The 18,548-nt window shown below is 65.3% G+C and carries 18 protein-coding genes; 8 read left to right on the forward strand and 10 right to left on the reverse strand.

Annotation, left to right across the window (positions count from 1 at the left end):
- Positions 1-78 precede the first annotated feature (78 nt).
- Positions 79-345, reverse strand: coding sequence for an acyl-CoA dehydrogenase family protein (locus tag GQO94_RS03130; RefSeq protein WP_156839684.1), 267 nt, complete (start codon positions 343-345; stop codon positions 79-81).
- 139 nt (positions 346-484) lie between these two features.
- Here GQO94_RS03130 and GQO94_RS03135 point away from each other — a divergent pair, with 139 nt between their 5' ends.
- Positions 485-1,738, forward strand: a complete 1,254-nt coding sequence (locus GQO94_RS03135; protein ID WP_198045779.1) for an MFS transporter — start codon at positions 485-487, stop codon at positions 1,736-1,738.
- Positions 1,739-1,804: 66 nt separating this feature from the next.
- Here GQO94_RS03135 and GQO94_RS03140 read toward each other — a convergent pair whose 3' ends face one another.
- Positions 1,805-2,599, reverse strand: coding sequence for a 3'(2'),5'-bisphosphate nucleotidase CysQ (locus tag GQO94_RS03140; protein WP_156839686.1), 795 nt, complete (start codon positions 2,597-2,599; stop codon positions 1,805-1,807).
- Between the two features lie 178 nt (positions 2,600-2,777).
- On the opposite strand from GQO94_RS03140, the gene sucC reads away from it, so the two are divergent.
- The 5 genes from sucC to GQO94_RS03165 all read left to right on the forward strand — a co-directional run bounded on the left by sucC (position 2,778) and on the right by GQO94_RS03165 (position 7,899).
- Positions 2,778-3,977 (forward strand): ADP-forming succinate--CoA ligase subunit beta, encoded by a 1,200-nt coding sequence (gene sucC, locus GQO94_RS03145; protein ID WP_156839687.1) that lies wholly within the window; start codon positions 2,778-2,780, stop codon positions 3,975-3,977.
- Between the two features lie 96 nt (positions 3,978-4,073).
- Positions 4,074-5,000: a class I SAM-dependent methyltransferase gene (locus GQO94_RS03150; RefSeq protein ID WP_156839688.1), complete on the forward strand. Its 927-nt coding sequence runs from the start codon at positions 4,074-4,076 to the stop codon at positions 4,998-5,000.
- A gap of 189 nt (positions 5,001-5,189) precedes the next feature.
- On the forward strand, positions 5,190-5,939 hold the full coding sequence (locus tag GQO94_RS03155; RefSeq protein ID WP_156839689.1) for an electron transfer flavoprotein subunit beta/FixA family protein: 750 nt from the start codon (positions 5,190-5,192) through the stop codon (positions 5,937-5,939).
- Positions 5,940-5,966: 27 nt separating this feature from the next.
- Complete coding sequence (locus GQO94_RS03160) at positions 5,967-6,896, forward strand: electron transfer flavoprotein subunit alpha/FixB family protein (RefSeq protein WP_156839690.1); 930 nt, start codon at positions 5,967-5,969, stop codon at positions 6,894-6,896.
- A 16-nt stretch (positions 6,897-6,912) separates the two neighbouring features.
- Positions 6,913-7,899, forward strand: coding sequence for an energy transducer TonB (locus GQO94_RS03165; RefSeq protein ID WP_156839691.1), 987 nt, complete (start codon positions 6,913-6,915; stop codon positions 7,897-7,899).
- Positions 7,900-7,991: 92 nt separating this feature from the next.
- On the opposite strand, the gene GQO94_RS03170 is transcribed toward GQO94_RS03165, so the two are convergent.
- The 7 genes from GQO94_RS03170 to GQO94_RS03200 all read right to left on the reverse strand — a co-directional run bounded on the left by GQO94_RS03170 (position 7,992) and on the right by GQO94_RS03200 (position 15,710).
- Positions 7,992-8,543: a GNAT family N-acetyltransferase gene (locus tag GQO94_RS03170; RefSeq protein ID WP_156839692.1), complete on the reverse strand. Its 552-nt coding sequence runs from the start codon at positions 8,541-8,543 to the stop codon at positions 7,992-7,994.
- A complete protein-coding gene (locus GQO94_RS03175; RefSeq protein ID WP_156839693.1) occupies positions 8,540-9,748 on the reverse strand; it encodes a DUF445 domain-containing protein in 1,209 nt (402 codons plus the stop codon). The genes GQO94_RS03170 and GQO94_RS03175 overlap by 4 nt, the downstream gene beginning before the upstream one ends.
- Positions 9,749-9,815: 67 nt before the next feature.
- Entirely contained in the window at positions 9,816-13,250 is a 3,435-nt protein-coding gene (locus GQO94_RS03180; protein ID WP_156839694.1) for an efflux RND transporter permease subunit, read from the reverse strand.
- A gap of 21 nt (positions 13,251-13,271) precedes the next feature.
- Positions 13,272-14,471 (reverse strand): efflux RND transporter periplasmic adaptor subunit, encoded by a 1,200-nt coding sequence (locus tag GQO94_RS03185; RefSeq protein ID WP_156839695.1) that lies wholly within the window; start codon positions 14,469-14,471, stop codon positions 13,272-13,274.
- Positions 14,472-14,678: 207 nt separating this feature from the next.
- Positions 14,679-14,951, reverse strand: a complete 273-nt coding sequence (locus GQO94_RS03190; RefSeq protein ID WP_408636575.1) for a GlsB/YeaQ/YmgE family stress response membrane protein — start codon at positions 14,949-14,951, stop codon at positions 14,679-14,681.
- A gap of 139 nt (positions 14,952-15,090) precedes the next feature.
- On the reverse strand, positions 15,091-15,390 hold the full coding sequence (gene sciP, locus GQO94_RS03195) for a CtrA inhibitor SciP (RefSeq protein ID WP_156839696.1): 300 nt from the start codon (positions 15,388-15,390) through the stop codon (positions 15,091-15,093).
- Positions 15,387-15,710, reverse strand: coding sequence for a hypothetical protein (locus tag GQO94_RS03200; RefSeq protein ID WP_198045780.1), 324 nt, complete (start codon positions 15,708-15,710; stop codon positions 15,387-15,389). Before GQO94_RS03200 ends, sciP begins: the two co-directional genes overlap by 4 nt.
- A 131-nt stretch (positions 15,711-15,841) precedes the next feature.
- Here GQO94_RS03200 and mnmA point away from each other — a divergent pair, with 131 nt between their 5' ends.
- Entirely contained in the window at positions 15,842-16,999 is a 1,158-nt protein-coding gene (mnmA, locus tag GQO94_RS03205; protein WP_156839698.1) for a tRNA 2-thiouridine(34) synthase MnmA, read from the forward strand.
- 30 nt (positions 17,000-17,029) lie between these two features.
- On the opposite strand, the gene GQO94_RS03210 is transcribed toward mnmA, so the two are convergent.
- A complete protein-coding gene (locus GQO94_RS03210) occupies positions 17,030-17,380 on the reverse strand; it encodes a hypothetical protein (protein ID WP_156839699.1) in 351 nt (116 codons plus the stop codon).
- A 32-nt stretch (positions 17,381-17,412) separates the two neighbouring features.
- Between GQO94_RS03210 and GQO94_RS03215 the strand changes: the two genes are divergently transcribed.
- Positions 17,413-18,540: a serine hydrolase domain-containing protein gene (locus GQO94_RS03215; protein WP_156839700.1), complete on the forward strand. Its 1,128-nt coding sequence runs from the start codon at positions 17,413-17,415 to the stop codon at positions 18,538-18,540.
- Positions 18,541-18,548 lie beyond the last annotated feature (8 nt).

Here is an 18,548-nt window from a genome sequence, read left to right on the forward strand (position 1 = left end):
GGGGGCTGGCGGAAACGCCGGCCCCTTTTAGTTTCGTCAGGCCCATGCACCACGCTGCCTAGAGCGGCGTCAGACGGATTAGCCGCGCGGCAAACCCAGTCCATGTCGGGCGATGATTCCGTGATGCACTTCGCTGGTGCCGCCGTTGATGGTCTGTCCGATCGACTGGCGATACCCTTGCTCAATTGCGGATAGCGCGGGCGTGTCGTGCCGAAGCGAAGCGGGAGCGGCCAGCGCGAGGTGGGCGCCCGCATCTTCCATGCAGATCTTGGTCATGACCATATTGGCCATCGCCCCGATAACTGCGCAAAAGAAGGGCGCAAACCGCTTGCCGCCTTTACGCATCTCGCTATTGTCCGGCGGAAGAACATAGACATTCGCGAGATGCGAAACTTCAATTGTTACGCGAAGCGGGCAATATGAAGACTATCGGGGATGCCGCGCGACAATGAGCGGTCCGCGGCGGGGAGGACATATCAGCGCTATGGCAAAGCCACAGGACGTCACACTCGAACCATCGGCTCCGCATGGTCCGACGGGCAAGGCGCGAATGATGGTCCTGCGGGCGTTCCTGGCGCAAAATGTCGCGGTTGGTTGCGCTTTCGGCGGCTTCGGCGTTGCGGCCTTGCCGTTGCAACGCGCTTATGGCGCCAGCACCGGGACCGTAGCACTGGCCCTGTCCCTCTGTGTCTTGGTGTTCGGGCTGGCTGGCCCCGCGATCGGAGCCCTGATCGGCCGCATCGGCCTTCGCTGGACGATGATGGCTGGCCTTCTGCTTTCCGCGAGCGGCTATGCGCTGCTCGCCTTTGCGCCCAGTATGACCGTGGTTCTGCTGCTTTACGCGCTTCCGGTGGGCATCGGCTTCGCGATGTTCGGCCCCTTCCCGTCCAGCATTCTTGCCAGCAACTGGTATGCGCATAATCCGGGCATGGCCCTTGGTATCGCCAACACCCCGCTCATCGTCGCCCTGCTGCCGATGGTGGGCATGGTGGTGATCCGCGATCATGGTCTGACATCCTTCATGCTGATGCTCGCAGCGCTGCACATCGCGATCATCCCCTTCATGTTGGGCGTCGCGGACAGGCCAGCACGCAGTGCCCCGGCGTCCTCGCAAGCGCATGCGCCTAAGCCCGATTTGATGCTCCCCGCCCGACAACTGCTGCGAACTCCATCGTTCTGGGCCATTTGCGTGGGCGCCGGCTTTCTCGGCGCGATCGGCATCACCGGCGTCTCGCATTTGGCGGCGGTCGCGGCGGAACGCGGTATCGCGGCGGCCGAAGCAGCGGCCCTGCTCTCGATTCTGGGCGGGTCGGCCGTGTTCGGCGCACTGGCAATCGGCGCGCTATGCAGCAGGCTGGGCGCCGCGCCGGCGCTGGCCTTGCTTGCTATTGCGCTGGCCGCCAGCTGGCTGGTGCTGATGGGAACGACCACTTTCGCGCTGATGGCGATGTGCAGCCTCGCCCTGGGGGCGGCGGGCGCGGGCGTCTTTCCGGCGGTCAACATGCTGTCGGCGCGCTTGTTCGGTCAGGAAACCTTGCCGCGCGTGCTTGGACTGTTTCAAATGCTGACGCTGCCGCTGACGTTCGGCGTGCCGCCCCTCGTCGGCGTGCTGCGCGATGGAATGGGTGGCTACGGTCCCGTCATCGCGGCGATGAGCGCCGGCTGCGGGCTCACCGCGATCGTCTTCGTCCTGCTGGCGCGCACCGGATCGCGCCCCAGTGGCGCCCTGGCCACATAAATCGGAATTTCGCCGCGTGCAGATGACGCGTGGCGAATCGGCATTCCATTCAAGCCTTCGGAAACGTCAGGCCGAATAGCGCCGCGCCCGCTCTTCCAGCCGCGCCACTGCCGCCGGGTGTATCGCGGGCGATGTGCACAGGACACCAAACGCGCGCGGATCGCGCTTGTTGTAGCCGAGCGGCTTGCCGAAGGCATCGGTGACGGCGGCTCCGGCCTCGCGCGCGATCAGGCCGGCGGCGGCGATATCCCATTCGAAGCCCCACCGCAGTGTCGCCAGCAAATCGGCTTCGGCGGCGGCCACCATCGCGATGCGCAGCGCGATGGAATTGGGCTGCGGCACCATCACCAGGTCCTCATCCTCGCGCGAGAGCGTGGTCGCCGGCACCCGCGCTCCGGGCAGATCAGGGCGTGTGCTGGCCGCCAGCGGCAGGCCATTGCGCGTACTGCCGCGTCCGGCTTCGCCCCACCAGAACTCCCCGCCTTCCTCTCGCCGACGCGCGGGCGCGAACAGCGCTGCCATCAGCGGGCGATTCGCGTTCACCAGGGCGACCGAGACGGCCCAACCGTCGCGCCCGCGGATGTAATCCCTCGTGCCATCGATCGGATCGACCAGCCAGACGAGCTGCTTGTCGAGACGATCGGCATTGTCCGCTGTCTCCTCGGAGAGCCACGCCGCCGCCGGCAGCAGCGCTGCCAGTTCGCGCTTGAGAAACGAATCGACCGCGATGTCGCTGGCGGAAACCGGGCTATCGTCGCCCTTGTCCCACACCTCGCAGGCGTGGCCGTCGCCGGGCCAGCTGGCGAGCGCGATTCGGCCGGCTTCGCGCACGAGCGATTCGAGGCGCGCGCGATCGATCACCGTGTGGCGACACGCGCATTAGGGAATTCGGGGAGCATGATAGGGACCAACCTTCCTGTCAGAACACGAAATCGGGTAGCTTCGAGGCCTTTTCAAGCGCGGGGTGATGTGCTTATGCGGCACTGCAATAGGCTCATGCGCGCCTGCACCGGCCCCACCAGCAGAAAGCGACCCATCAATGAACATTCATGAATACCAGGCCAAAGAACTGCTCGCGAAGTACGGTATCGGTATTCCGGCGGGGCATGCGGCGCTGACCGTGGAAGAAGCGGTCGAAGGCGCCAAGAAGCTGCCCGGGCCGCTTTACGTGGTGAAGGCCCAGATTCACGCGGGCGGCCGCGGCAAGGGCAAGTTCACCGAACTCGGCCCCGATGCCAAGGGCGGCGTGCGGCTCTCCAAGTCGATCGAGGAAGTCGAAGCCAACGCCAAGGAAATGCTCGGCAATACGCTCGTCACCATTCAAACGGGTGACGCGGGCAAGCAGGTCAATCGCCTCTACGTGACCGACGGCGTCGACATCGCCAAGGAATACTACCTTTCGATGCTCGTCGACCGCGCCACCGGCCGCGTCGCGATGATCGTCTCGACCGAAGGCGGCATGGACATCGAGGAAGTCGCGCATTCGACGCCCGAGAAGATCGTGACCATCACGATCGACCCGGCCGAGGGCTTTCAGCCGCACCACGGCCGCGCGGTCGCGTTCGGCCTCAAGCTCACCGGCGATCTCAACAAGCAGGCGCAGAAGCTGGCGAAGCAGCTCTACACCGCGTTCGTCGATCTCGACTGCGCGATGCTCGAGATCAACCCGCTAGTGGAGACCGAGGACGGCAACCTGCTCGTGCTCGACACCAAGATGAGCTTCGATTCGAACGCGCTCTACCGTCACCCCGACGTGATGGAACTGCGCGACGAGACCGAGGAAGATCCCGCCGAGATCGAAGCCAGCAAGTACGACCTCGCTTACATCAAGCTCGACGGCGACATCGGCTGCATGGTCAACGGCGCCGGCCTCGCCATGGCGACGATGGACATCATCAAGCTCAACGGCATGTTCCCGGCGAACTTCCTCGACGTCGGCGGCGGCGCCACCACCGAGAAGGTGACCGCGGCGTTCAAGATCATTCTGGGCGATCCCAACGTGAAGGGCATCCTCGTCAACATCTTCGGCGGCATCATGAAGTGCGACGTCATCGCCGAGGGCATCGTCGCGGCGGCGAAGGACGTGAACCTTTCGGTGCCGCTGGTCGTGCGCCTCGAGGGTACCAATGTCGACAAGGGCAAGGAAATCCTAGCCAACTCGGGCCTCGCCATCGTTCCCGCGAACGATCTCGGCGATGCCGCGCGTAAGATCGTCGCGGAGGTCAAGGCGGTCGCCTGACCTTTATCGGTTGCGAATTCGGAGGGCTCGCCGTTGCGAAACGGCGGGCCCTTTGCTTTGTCGTTGACGGAGATCGCGCGGGGTCTACCGTGAGCCATGGCCCCGCCCCAACCGCTCCCCGCCCAACCCCTGCCGGCCTGTCCGCTGTGCTCCACGCCGACCGCGGGGAATGCGATCACCCCGCTGCAGCGCTACGAGAAGGATTTCCTCGTCCGCTGCCGCAGCTGCGATTTCACCTTCTCGCTGCTCGATCCCACGCCTGAGGATTACGCGCGCGTCTATGCGCGCTACGATTATGCCGCCGAGGATGCCGCACGAACGCCCCTGAGCATCGAGAACGAACGCGCGGTCGTCGAGCGATTGACCCGCTTCCGGCAAACCGGACGAGTCCTCGATATTGCGGCAGGAGCGGGCCGCTTCCTCGAACATTTCAGGACCGCCGGCTTTTCCTGTCACGCGACCGAATTCAGTCCCGAGATGTGTGCCTATCTGGAGGCCAAGGGCTTCAAGACGTATGCCGGTGGACTGTCGCCCGACGGCGCCCCCGAAAATGCCTTCGACGTGATCGTGTTCACCGAAGTCATCGAGCATACCAATCGAACCCGCGAGGCCTTGAACACCATCCACCGGCTGCTGCGCCCCGGCGGTGCGGTCTATATCACCACGCCCAATTTCGATTCGCTGGAGCGCCGGATCATCGGTCCAAGCTGGGGCATGCTGATGTGGCCCGAACATATCACCTACTGGACGCCGGACACGCTGGACAAAGGCCTGCGGAGCGCCGGTTTCAGGCAGGACAGCCTGATCACGCGCAACATCAGCCCGTTTCGGGTCGTCCAGGCGCTCAAGAAGGGGCGTTTCGGCAAGGCCTTGGGAAACGTGTCCGAACAGGCCGTTTCCGACAAGGCCCAAGCCACCGTGGCCTCCCATCGCGGATTGGCGTTCGCGAAGCGGGCGGTCAACGGCGGGCTGCGGCTGACCGGGCTCGGCTCGGGAATCGAGGCCGTCTATATCAAGGCATAGCAATCGGGTCTTGCGGGATGCCGCTGCCGCGCACCGCTGGCAGGCGTGTTTTCGCCCGCCGATATGACGAAACCGCCCCTTGGCGGGTCTTGACGCCGCCCGCGCGTCACGCGATGGGGTGCACGCAATCCGATTTAATAGCGCGGCTAGAGCCTGTCTGCGCATCATTAACCGAGAGGACGTGAATCCATGAAGATCCTCGTGCCCGTAAAGCGGGTGATCGATTATAACGTCAAGCCAAGGGTCAAGTCCGACGGTTCGGGCGTCGACCTTGCCAACGTCAAGATGAGCATGAATCCGTTCGACGAAATCGCCGTCGAGGAAGCCATCCGCCTCAAGGAGGCCGGTTCGGCAGAAGAGATCGTCGCGGTCTCGGTCGGCCCCGCCAAGGCGCAGGAAACGCTGCGCACCGCGCTGGCGATGGGCGCCGATCGCGCGATCCTGGTCGATGCCGGCGATGCCGAAGTGGAGCCCCTCGCGGTTGCCAAGATCCTCAAGGCGATCGTCGACGAGGAACAGCCGGGCCTGGTGATCCTGGGCAAGCAGGCGATCGACGACGATTCCAACCAGACCGGCCAGATGCTCGCCGCGCTGCTCGGCCGGCCGCAAGGCACGTTCGCCAGCAAGGTCGTGATCGAGGGCGATGCCGTTTCGGTGACGCGCGAAGTCGACGGCGGTCTCGAGACGGTCAAGCTCACGATGCCGGCGGTGGTCACCACCGACCTGCGCCTCAACGAGCCGCGCTATGCCTCGCTGCCCAACATCATGAAGGCGAAGAAGAAGCCGCTCGACACCAAGAGCCCGGCCGATTTCGGCGTCGACGTGGCGCCGCGCCTCAAGACCCTCAAGGTCTCCGAGCCGCCGGTTCGCCAGGCCGGCATCAAGGTCGAGGACGTCGATGCGCTCGTCGCCAAGCTCAAGGACATGGGCGTCGTCTGAGACGACTGCCGGGAAAGGAACGAACCGATGAAGACTCTCGTCTGGGTCGAACATGACAATGCCACGGTGAAGGACGCGACTCTGTCCACGGTGACTGCCGCTGCCAAGCTGGGTGAAGTGCACTTGCTGGTCGCCGGATCGGGCTGCCGCGCTGTCGCCGAAGCCGCCGCGCAGATCGCGGGCGTGGGCAAGGTCCACCTCGCCGACGACGCCGCTTTCGAACACGCTTTGGCCGAGAACGTCGCCCCGCTCGTGGCCGACCTCATGGGCCATCACGACGCGGTGCTGTTTCCCGCCACCACCACCGGCAAGAACGTCGCGCCGCGCGTCGCCGCGCTGCTCGACGTGATGCAGCTGTCCGACATCCTGTCGGTCGAAGGCGAGAAGACCTTCACGCGTCCGATCTATGCCGGCAACGCCATCGCCACCGTCGAATCGAGCGATGCCAAGCTGGTCATCACCGTGCGCGGCACCGCCTTCGAGAAGGCCGATGCGACCGGCGGCTCAGCCGAGATCGAAGACGTTTCGGGAACGGGCGATGCCGGGCTTTCGAGCTTCGTCGGCGCCGAACTGGCCGAAAGCGAGCGCCCGGAACTGACCAGCGCCAAGATCATCGTCTCGGGCGGTCGCGCGCTCAAGGACGGGCCGACGTTCGAGGAAGTGATCCTGCCGCTCGCCGACAAGCTCGGCGCAGGCGTCGGCGCGAGCCGCGCCGCGGTCGACGCGGGCTACGTGCCCAACGACTACCAGGTCGGCCAGACCGGCAAGATCGTCGCCCCCGAAGTCTACATCGCCATCGGCATCTCGGGCGCGATCCAGCACCTCGCCGGCATGAAGGACTCCAAGACCATCATCGCCATCAACAAGGACGAGGACGCGCCGATCTTCCAGGTGGCGGACATCGGCCTCGTCGCCGACTTGTTCTCTGCCGTGCCGGAACTGACCAGCAAGCTCTGAAGAGCGTCGACATCTGTTGAATACGCAGACCCCGGCCAGAGATGGCCGGGGTTTTTCTTTGTCGATCGTTCGAAATGGCGTATCGCTTGCCCTGACCAGGAGCACCGCGATGGATTTCACACGAACTGTTGCGGTTGCCATGGCGGCGGCAACGCTGCTCCTTTCAGCCCATCCTGCGCAAGCGGATGCGCCCGTTGTTCTCAACCCGATCACGCCGTGGAACGCCGACTGGAATCCGACGACTTGCACGTTGGCGCGCGGCTTCGGCTCCGAGCAGGATCCCTTTGCGATTCGCTTCGAGAAGGCCGCACCGGGTGATGGCTTCCAGTTGGTTCTGATCAGCAAATGGCTCGAACCCGTGACCGTCAACGATCGCCTCGAAGTTCGCTTCGGCCCCTACCCTGCCCGCGATTTCAAGGGGAAGATGGTCTTGGCGAGGACTTCCAGTGACGTCGCCGTCATCTTCCTGACCACGTCTTCTATCACGGGCGAGGAAGCGGATGACGAAGACAATGACAAAGACAAAGGACAAGCGCCAAAGGTCACTCCGGACATGGAGAAGGCCGCCGATTCCATCGTAATCGCCACGCGCCGGGGCAGCGTGCAGCTCGCGACCAATTCGCTGGCGGCTCCCTTCGCAGCGCTGCGTGCATGCACGGTGGATCTGGTCAAGCAGTGGGGTCTCGATCCCGCCGAACAGGCTACGCTCCGCCGGCACCCCGTTCCGAAAACAAGTCCGGCGCATTGGATCGCGGCGATGGACTATCCCACGCAACAGTTGCGCAAAGGGCAACAGGCCATCATCATGTTCCGGCTGATGGTCGATGCGGGCGGAAAGCCGAGCGACTGCGCCGTTTTGCGTGCCTATTCCCAAAGTCAGGCCTTCGGACGCACGACGTGCGATAACCTGATGAAGCGCGCCAAATTCGAACCGGCGTTCAATGCCAACGGACAGGCGGTGCCATCGTTTTACGTGAACACGGTGCGCTTCATCATACCATGATCCGCGAACTATCGTCCTCAGCGCGATGATCGCTTCCGGGGCGGCGCGAACGACCCGCCAGGCGCATTCGGACAAGCCGGGCGGAACCCTGCTCAATCCGCTTCCGGCACGCGCTCGTAGAGCTTCAACATCACCTTCTCGTCGGTATCGGTCGCCTCGTAATCGCAGTAAGGGCGAAAGCCCAGTCGGGCGGCGACCCGGTGCGAGGCTTCGTTGCCTTCCTCGATCATGCAGCCGATCCGGCGCGGGCCGATCTCGGTGTCGAACCAGGCGATCACCGTAGCCATCACTTCGCCTGCGACGCCTTGCCCCCAGTGATCGCGCCGCACGATCCAGCCGGCTTCGGGAACGTCGTCCATGCCGATCTCGGATCCGAAGCCGCGCCAGGAATGGAATACGCCGCACGTAGCGATCAGATCCTCCGAACCGCGCGGGCGGACCATGAAAGTGCCGTAGCCGTGCAGCGCCCAGCTGCCGGCGTTGCGCATAAGGCGCTCCCATTGCGATTTCTCGTCGCGGCCAGTGTGGCCGAGATAGCGGCGCGTTTCTGCGTCGGCGACCAGTCGGCACAAGCCACCAAGGTCCGAGACGCGCGGCTTCCACAGATCGAAGCGCTCGGTCTTGAGCAAGGGCGCGGCGTTCACAGCAGCATGTCCAAGCCGTGGATCGCCAGGCCGACCAGCCCCCCAACCAGCGTTCCGTTGATCCGGATAAATTGCAAGTCGCGTCCCACGGCCCCCTCGATCCTTCCCGTCACGGTCTGCGCATCCCAGCGCTTCACCGTTTCGGATACCAGACGCACGATCTCGTCGCCATAACGCGAGACGGCGCCCACCAGGGTTCGACGCGCAAACCGATTGATCTGCACCTGCAGCCGCGCATCGTCGCGAACCGCGCCGCCAAGCTCGACCAGAATGCCGGCAAACCGGCCGCCAAGCTCCGAATCGGGATTGCGCGCGGCATCGATCAGCGACCGGCGAATGCGTTCCCACACCGCCTGCCACCAATCGCCGATCGCCGGATTGGCAAGCATTTCGCGCTTGGCGCGTTCGACCCGCTCTTGCGTGACCGGATCGTGGACGAGCTTCCACGCGAGCTCCTGCAACATCGAATCGATCTTCAACCGCAGCGGATGGTCGGGCATCACGATCATCTCGGCCATCAGCTTGTAGAGCCCGTCGAGCACCGAATTGGCAATGCGTTCATCGAGCCCGGTCCAGCGCAGCAGCGCATTGGCGCGCTCGCGGATCATCGTGCGGACTAGTTCCTCGTTCGCCTCGAGCGTGTGCCCCGCCCAACGGGCCGCGCTTTCGATCAGCGGCAAGTGGCGCTTGTCGGCAATCGCCGCGTCCAGCATGCGCCCGAGCAGCGGAGCGATCTCGATCTTCTCGAGTTGCTGCGCCAGGCCGGCGCGCACTTGGCCGCCGATCCGTTCGGGATCCAGCGATTCAAGGACATCGGCAAACAGGCTGCCGGCCCCCTCCCGCAGCCGCGCCTCGCCATCGCGATCGGGCTGCGCGAGATACTGCGACAAGGTTCCGGCGATGTTGAACCCGGCCACCCGGCGCGCGACCACTTGCGGCGTCAGGAAATTGTCGCGCAGGAACGTCGCCATGGTGTCGGCGATGCGGTCCTTGTTTTCCGGGATGATCGCGGTGTGCGGAATGGGAAGCCCGAGAGGGCGGCGGAACAGCGCCGTCACCGCGAACCAGTCCGCGAGCCCGCCGACCATCGCCGCCTCGGTGAAAGCGATCGCATAGCCCCAGATCGGATGCGGCCCTTCGAACCGGCGCAGCAGCACGAAGGCGATCGCCATCAGCAGCAGCAAGCCGGTGGCGACGAGGCGCATGCGGCGTGCCCTGTCGACGGGAACCACGGGCGCTCGGCCCTGCCTGACCAGACCGGCCACCGTTCGGCTATTCGGCCGGAAGCGCGGTCTCGCCATTGCGGCGGCGGCGATCGTCCTCGGCGTGTTCGGGATCGTACGTCAGCAGCGAACGGCGCAGTGCCGGGCCGATGCGCTTCTCGAAACCGTCGGCAAGGCTGAACGCGGCCGGCACGATCACCAGGGTGAGCGCGGTCGAAACCAGCAACCCGCCAATCACGACGATGCCCATCGGCGCACGCCATGCGCCGTCCCCGGACAGCGAGACGGCGGTCGGGACCATGCCCGCGGTCATCGCGACCGTGGTCATCACGATCGGCTGCGCGCGCTTGTGCCCGGCATCCACGATCGCGTGCAGCTTTTCGACGCCCTTGCCCATCTCCTCGATCGCGAAGTCGATCAGCAGGATCGAGTTCTTGGCGACGATCCCCAGCAGCATGAGAATGCCGATGTAGACCGGCATCGACACCGGCTGGCCGATCAGCGTCAGCGCCAGGAGGCCGCCGAGCGGCGCCAGCAGCAGCGAGGCCATGTTGACCAGTGGCGAAACGAACCGCTTGTAGAGCAACACCAGCACCGCGAAGACCAGGAAAATGCCGCTGATCACGGCGACAATGAACGAGCTCACCATCTCGTTCTGCCACTTGTCCTCGCCGACCGGAGCGTTGGACACGCCGGTGGGCAGGTTCTCCATGATCGGCAGCTTCTGGATCGCCTCCATGACCGGGCCCTTGACCTGGCCCGGACCGAGATCGGCGCCGACGAAGATGCGGCGCGATTGGTTGTAGCGCTGGATCTGCGTCGGGCCCGCACCGAAGCGAACTTCGGCGACGCGGCTGAGCGGCACCGAACCCCCGCTAGCGGTAGGCACCGGCAGGTTCTCGATGGTCGAGAGGTCGCGGCGCGAGGAGCGCGGCAGGATTACGCGGATCGGCACTTGGCGATCGTTGAGCGAGAACTTGGCCGCGTTCTGGTCGATCTCGCCCAGCGTCGCGATGCGGATCGCCGAACTCAGCGATGCCGTGGTCACGCCGAGCGCCGCGGCCAGATCGAGTCGGGGCACGACGATCAGCTCCGGCCGTTTCAGGTCGGCGGCGATCCGCGGCGCGACCACGCCCGGGATCCCGCGCATCTGTTCGGCCAGCGTCTGCGCGGCCGACTGGAGCTTATCGGGATCGCTGCCCGAGAGCATGACCGAGATATCGCGACCCGTTCCGAAACCACCCGACTGCGACGCGAAGCTGACCCGCGCATCGGGGAACTTCTGAAGTTCGGGGGCGAGCCGACGTTCGAACTCGATGCTGGTGCTATCGCGTTCTTCGGGCGGTTTGAGCGTGATGTAGAGCGTCGCGCGACCCTCGCGCGAGGCCTCCAGCACTTGCATGACTTCGGGCTGCTTATCGAGCAGGTCGCCCACGCGACTGGTAACGGCGGCGGTCTGTTCGATGGTCGTACCCGGCACCATCTCGATGTTGATCTGGCTCGAATCGCTGTTTTCGTTGGGCTGAAACTGCTGCGGCGCGCCTGCCAGCATCGCGACCGTCAGTATCAGTGCATAGATGCCGCCGCAGAATGCGAAGAAGCGGTGATCGTGCGCGCGCGCGGCGACGCGGTCCGAAAAGTAGCGGTACCAGGTGCCGAAGCTGCCGGCTGCACCGATCACGGCGCGCGCGATGCGACCGATGAAGATCGCCGCCACCGGGATCACCAGAGGCGCGATGACCGCGGCGAGCAGGAAGGCCCAGCGCTCGGCAAGGCCCGCCGCGGTGAGGCCCGTGTTGACGGTCTGGAACAGCAGGAACGCTCCGGCCGCGCCGACCCCGAGGATGGCGAGCATCACCAGGACGGCAAGAACCGCGTACCAGAAGCGGAAGGGCGGCTTGACCAATTGGGCCTTGAGCCGCCTCGCTTCGCCGGCATCGAGAGTCCAGTTCAGGACCCTCATGTACAGGTCCATCGCCCGGCCTTCGCCGTGCTCGGCCTCGCCGTGGGCCTTGAGGAAATAGGCGGCCACCATCGGCGTGATCAATCGCGCGACGGCAAGGCTCATCAGCACGGCAGCGACGACCGTCAGACCGAAGGCCTTGAAGAATTGGCCGGGAATGCCGCCCATCAGGCCGACGGGAAGAAACACCGCGACGATCGAGAACGTCGTCGCCACGACCGCGAGGCCGATCTCGTCGGCCGCATCGATCGAGGCCTGATAGGCAGTCTTACCCATGCGCATGTGTCGCACGATGTTCTCGATCTCGACGATCGCGTCGTCGACCAGCACGCCGGCCACCAGGCTGAGCGCCAGCAGCGAGAGCATGTTGAGCGAGAAGCCCATCAGATCCATGAAATAGAAGGTCGGGATCGCCGAAAGCGGAATGGCGATGGCGGCGATGAAAGTCGCGCGCCAATCGCGCAGGAACAGGAAGACGACCACGATCGCGAGCACGGCACCTTCGACCAGCATCTCCATGGAGCTGGTGTACTGCTTCTTCACGTAGTCGACTTGCGAGAACAGCTTGGTGAAGTGAACGTTCGGGTTCTCTTCCTGGATTTTCTCGAGCACCTTGAGTGCCGAATCGTAGATCGTGACTTCCGAAGCGCCGAGCGCGCGTTCGAAGCCGAAGGTGACGACCTCGCGATCGCGCAACCTGGCGATGCGGCTCTGTTCCGAATAGCCATCGTACACGGTGGCCACGTCATTGAGCCGGACCGTCCGGTCGCCCCCCAGGCTGATCCGGGTCTGCGACAACTCGTAGGCGGTCTGGGCATTGCCGAGCACGCGTACCGACTGACGCGATCCGGCGATTTCCGCCTGGCCACCGGCCGCATCGGTGTTGATCGAGCGCAGGACATTGTTGATGTCGCGCGCGGTCACCCCGAGCGACTGCATTCGCGCAGGATCGAGGACGACGCGAATCTCGCGATCGACACCGCCGTTGCGGTCGACCGTCGCCAGACCTTCGATCGAGAGCAACTGCTTGGCGACGGTGTCGTCGACGAACCAGCTGAGCTGCTCCATCGTCATATCGTCGGCGCGAACCGCGAAGAATGCGATCGGGCCGCCGCCGCCTGCCTGGACCTTGGTGATTTGCGGTTCGAGGATGCCCTCGGGCAAGTCGGAACGGATCTGGTCGACCGCGTTCTTGACCTCGTTGGTGGCGACATCGACGTCGCTGCCGATCGCAAAGCGCACGAAGGTGACGGAGCTGCCTTCAGAGGCGGTCGATTCGATTTCCTCGACGCCACTGATCGCGCGCGCCGCTGATTCGATCTTCTGCGTGATCTGGTTCTCGATTTCGGTCGGCGCGGCGCCCGGCTGCGAGACCCGGACGAGCACGCCCGGAAACTCGACGTCGGGCATGTTGTTCACGTCCATCCGGCTGAACGAAACCAGCCCCGCGATCATCAAGCCGATGAAGAACACGATCGGAATGATCGGGTTGCGGATCGACCATGCCGAAATGTTACGCATGCTGTCGTCTTCCCTGCCCGCTCAGCCCTTGGGCCGGACGAGCTGCGGATCGATCACGTCGCCGGGATTGAGGAAACCGCCGGCCCGCAGCACGACGCGTTCCGACCCGTTCAGACCTTCGACGACCGAGATGCCGTCCGCCGTGACGATGCCGGTCTTGACGGCGCGGCGAACGACCTTGTTGTCCTTGCCCAGGACATAGACGAACGAACCATCGTCGTCGCTCAGAATGGCGGATTCGGGCAGCATCGGCGCGACGATCGAGCCCGAAGCGATTTCGGCGCTGGCGAAGCCGCCGGGCCGCAGCTCGGGCGAATAGGACAAGGCGATCCGGGCGAGGCCCTGACGGTTGGTTTCGTCGATCGTCGGAGAAAGCTGCCAGATCTGGCCCGTGAACGTCTTGCCCGAGCCGACCGGAGTAACTTCGGCTTTCACTCCGACCGAAAGCTTGGCGATATCGTCTTCGCTGACGCGCGCCCGCAGTTCCATCTCGCCGCCCTTGGCGATGCGGAAGAGGATGCCGCTGCCCGGCCCGACGACTTGCCCGGGCTCGATATTGCGTTCGAGGACATAGCCGGCCTCGGGCGCGAGGATGTTGAGCCGCCGGGTGCGCGCCTGGAGCTCGCCGAGCTGGGCCTTGGCAACCTTGACTCGCGCGGCCTGCGCATCGCGGGTCGCGGTGAGGCGGTCGACATCGGCCGTGGAAATGAAACCGCGATCAACGAGCTTGAGCGCGCGGTCGAGATTGGCTTGCGCCAGCCGGGCGTCGGCCTGGGCGACATCGACTTGTGCCGCCAGGCTCGCGATCTGTTGCGATTGCACCGAGCGATCGATCACCGCGAGCACTTCGCCCTTGCCGACCCAGTCGCCGGCATCGACGAGCACGCGATCGACCGCGCCGCTTTCGCCCGAAGCGCCCACCGGAAGCTCGCGACGAGCACCGATCGTGCCGGTTGCCGAAATCCGTCCGGAAATGGTCGAGCGGCCCGGCGAGACGACGGTCACTGCGGGAATCTGTTCATCGGTCGCCGCAGCGAACTGCGCTTCGTCATCGCCGCGCGACAAGAACCAGAGACCGACCACGGCCACGCCGATGACAGCCACGATGATCCACAGCCACCGACGCGCGGAGCGTCCGCCGGCGTCGTCTTCGGCCAGCGGATCATAGCCGTGAACGCTCCCGGCATCTTCGGACATATCCAGTTTCGCTTCGTAGTTCATCGTCAATTCGACCTGGCCTTGATCGCCCTCACGGGTGCGGGGCGCCGCGGAAATGCCTGCGGACCGTACCTGCTGGCCACTGGGAGAGTGCCCCGAACAGCTACGGAGTTATGTCGCAGTGCAATAGACCCCCGGGCAAACCGTGGCAATGCGCAGTCGCCCGGGCGCGACACGCATCGACGAACGACTTCTACAGGGCCCGGCGGATCAGCGAACCCGCCCGCGCTGCACGAGGTTCACGATCGCCAGCAGGATCAACGCGCCGAGGAACGACGTCACCAGAGTGCGCCAGTCGAAGGCGTCGCCACGAAGGTGCCCGCCGCCGATCAGTCCACCGAGCAGGAAGCGCCCGAGAATGGAGCCGATGCAGCCGACTACGATATTCCAGAAGATGCCCATCGAAGCATCACGGTTCATCACTTTGCTGGCGAGCCAGCCCATGATGCCGCCCATTATAATCGCAACGATAAAATCGATCATCTGCCAGTCCTCTTCGTGTAGCCCTGGCCTCTCTCGCGAAACCATCGAGCAGCGGCCAGACAAAGGCCGCCGATGCGAACCATAGCCGCATCGACCGAAAAGAACAGGTCGTTAATCTATTGCTGCTCGGGGCTTAGGATCAGTACTTCTGCTGGCGTTCGTATTTTTCGCGATAGTGTTGCAAGCGCGTCACGCGCAGGCCCGGCATTCCCGACCGATCCACGGCGCGCTGCCACGATGCAAATTCTTCGAGCGTGAGCTGATAGCGTTCGCAGACTTCATCGATCGTGAGCAGGCCGCCGTTGACGGCCGCGACCACTTCGGCCTTGCGCCGAACGACCCATCGCGTGGTGTTGGCGGGCGGCAGTGACTCGATGGTCAACGGCTCGCCGAGCGGCCCGATGACTTGAGCCGGGCGGATTTTCTGGTTCTCGATCATGTCTGTCCTCGTCCGCCGATGCCGATGTACCCGGCGACTGGTTCGACCTTTGCCGTTTCCCACTTGAGATTGCCTGAATTGGTAGGGTTAACGGCACCGCCAGTCTCTTCCTGTGCAGACAGCTGACAGGCTACATCACTTGCAAAACTGCCGCGAGCCTGACGCGACGAAGCGCGCGAGAGCTCGCGTGAAGCGTCGCGTGCGGCCAGCAGCCGGGCCCTGAGCGCGGCCCAATCCGGCGGTCCGGGAACGTGCCCCCCCGCCGTTTCCGGACGGGCGAACAGCCCCTCCTGCAACTCGATCATAATCTCCATGATCAAGGCCATAGCCCCAAGGAGGTCAAAGCCAGGTAAATCACGGGTTTACCTCATGGTGACGAATTGACTTTTTCTCGTCACGAAGGCCGGGTGTTGGCGGCGCGCCGCTGCACCTGTATGGCGCGGCACGAGCCATGACCGAAACTGACGCCCTTTCCCGAGACGAAGCTGCGAGCCTGTTCCAGCTCGATGGCGCGCCCACCGCGCGGCGGATCGTGGTCGCCATGTCCGGCGGCGTCGACAGTTCGGTGGTGGCGGCGCTCGCCGCGCGCAGCGGCGCGGAAACCATCGGCATCACCTTGCAGCTCTATGACTATGGCGCCGCGACGGGCCGCAAGGGCGCGTGCTGCGCGGGCGACGATATCCGCGATGCTCGCGCGGTCGCCGATCGTCTCGGCATCGCGCACTATGTCTTCGATCACGAATCCCGGTTCCGCGAGGACGTGGTCGAGCGTTTCGCCGACGATTATCTCGCCGGGCGAACGCCGATCCCGTGCATCCGCTGCAACATGGGACCCAAGTTCACCGACCTGTTGCGCATGGCGCGCGATCTCGGCGCCGATTGCCTCGCGACCGGGCACTACGTCCAGCGCGTCGCAGGACCCGCCGGGCCTGAACTGCACCGCGCCACCGACCCGGCGCGCGACCAAAGCTACTTTCTTTACGGCACCACCGAAGCGCAGCTCGATTTCCTGCGCTTCCCGCTGGGTGGCCTGCCCAAGGCCGAAACTCGTCGGATTGCCGAGGCGGAAGGCCTGCGCGTCGCCGGCAAGCCCGACAGCCAGGACATCTGCTTCGTTCCCGATGGCGATTATGCGCGGATCGTCGGCGATCTGCGCCCCGAAGGCGCCTTGCCCGGCAAGATCGTGCGCGCGGAAACCGGCGAAGTCCTGGGCGACCATCGCGGCATCATTCATTACACCGTCGGCCAGCGCCGCGGGCTCGAGATCGGGGGGCAGCCCGAACCGCTCTACGTCATCGGCATCGATGCGGCGACGGCGACTGTCCGCGTCGGTCCGCGCCAGATGCTGGCGGTCGCGCGTGCGCGGATCATCGAGACCAACCGGATCGGCCCGCTGCCGCAAGGCCCGCTCACCGCAAAAGTGCGGTCGCTGGCCAAGCCGGTTCCGGTCGTGCTCGAAGGTCCCCTGGGCGACGGTGCGGACACCGCGATCCGCTTCCTCGAACCCGAATACGGCGTCGCGCCGGGGCAAGCGGCCGTGCTCTATGCCGGCGAACGGGTCGTGGGCGGGGGCTGGATCGAATCGACGCAAGCCGCCACCCCGGCCTGAAGCTAGCGCCCGGCAGCCAATCGTTCGCGGCTACTCATCCCAGGGCTGGAGCTGGCAGCCGGGCCCATCGCTATAGGTGGCACTCTGGTGCGGCATCAGCGGATACCCGGCAGTGACCGAGCGCTGCTCGGGGTCCTGCGACAACGACAGCGAACCACCGCCCATGCGGGCTTCGCAGGCCTCGAGCGGAAGCCCCGAAACGTAGCGGCACACGCACGCCAGCCGCGCCGCCCTGGCCGCTTCGTAGCGCGCCTGGGCGCGGTAGCTGGTCACCGCCCACGCCAGCCCCGCGACTGCGACGAGCAACACCACCGCGATGAGAATGCGCGGCGCACGCGAAGGCCTCCCTTCGCGGTAGTGCACGGTCTTGCCTGTTGCCATCCTCGGAAGCCTGTCCCATCACGCCGCGCAGCATGGCCCGGCCCTTCCTGTTCCCTATCCTCGCCGCGCTCGCGCTTCCAGCCCTTGCCGGATGTGGCGGGGGAAACGCGCCCGAGCCGCCCCCACCCCCCAGCGCCGAATCGCTTGCCGCGATCGAGGACGCCGGCGGCGCGCCGCGTGATCAACTGGGCCGCGCGATCGATCGCATCTTCGCCGAGGAGGCCGGGCGAACCGACGCCTTGCTCATCCTCAAGCGGGGCAAGCCGATCGTCGCGCGCTATGAAAGCGGCATTACCGCCAAGACTCGCCTGCCGGGCTGGTCGATGGCGCAATGCGTCACCGGATTGATGATCGGCCAGCTCGTCAGCGACGGGCGTCTGCGGCTCGACGAGACCCCGCCCGTCGCCGCCTGGCAGCGCTCGGGCGACCCGCGTGGCGCGATCACCGTGCGCCAGCTGCTGCAGATGCGTTCGGGCTTGCGCCACCGCGACGAACCGGGGCAGGGCTTGGATTCGGATACCGAGCGCATGCTCTTCCTCGATGGGCGTGACGACATGGCCGGCTATGCCGAAGCCCAGCCGATGCGCGCGGTTGCCGGACGAACCTTTGCGTACTCCGCCGCCACCCCCGTGATCCTCGCCGATCTGGCCGCGCGGGCGCTGGCGCCGGACGGCAGCCCCGAGGCCCGCCGGATCGCGGTGGCGCAGTATCTCGACAATCGGGTGCTCGAGCCGATCGGGCTGACCTCGATGATCGCGGACTACGATCGGGCCGGCACCCTGATCGGATCGAACATGATCCACGCGAATGCGCCGGACTGGGCGGTTCTGGGCGAATTCCTGCGCCGCAACGGATCGGTGAAAGGCGCGCAGATCCTGCCGCGTCGCTGGATCGAATTCATGCGCCGCCCCTCCCCGCGCAACGCCGCTTACGGCGCCCTGTTATGGCTCAATGCCCCGCGGCCCGCAGGCGAGGACATGCTGTGGCCCGCGCGCGCTTCGGACAAGCTGTTTGCCTGTCGCGGCGAGCATGGACAATATCTCGTGGGATCGCCCGATCAGCTGCTCACGATCGTCCGGCTGGGCTGGTCGGAAGGCGAAGAAACCGCCGAGCTGCACGAGCGACTGGGCGAACTCCTCGCCCTGTTCCCAAGCAACTGAGCTAGAGG

The sequence above is a fragment of the Novosphingobium aquimarinum genome (assembly GCF_009746585.1).
Lineage (GTDB): Bacteria > Pseudomonadota > Alphaproteobacteria > Sphingomonadales > Sphingomonadaceae > Novosphingobium > Novosphingobium aquimarinum.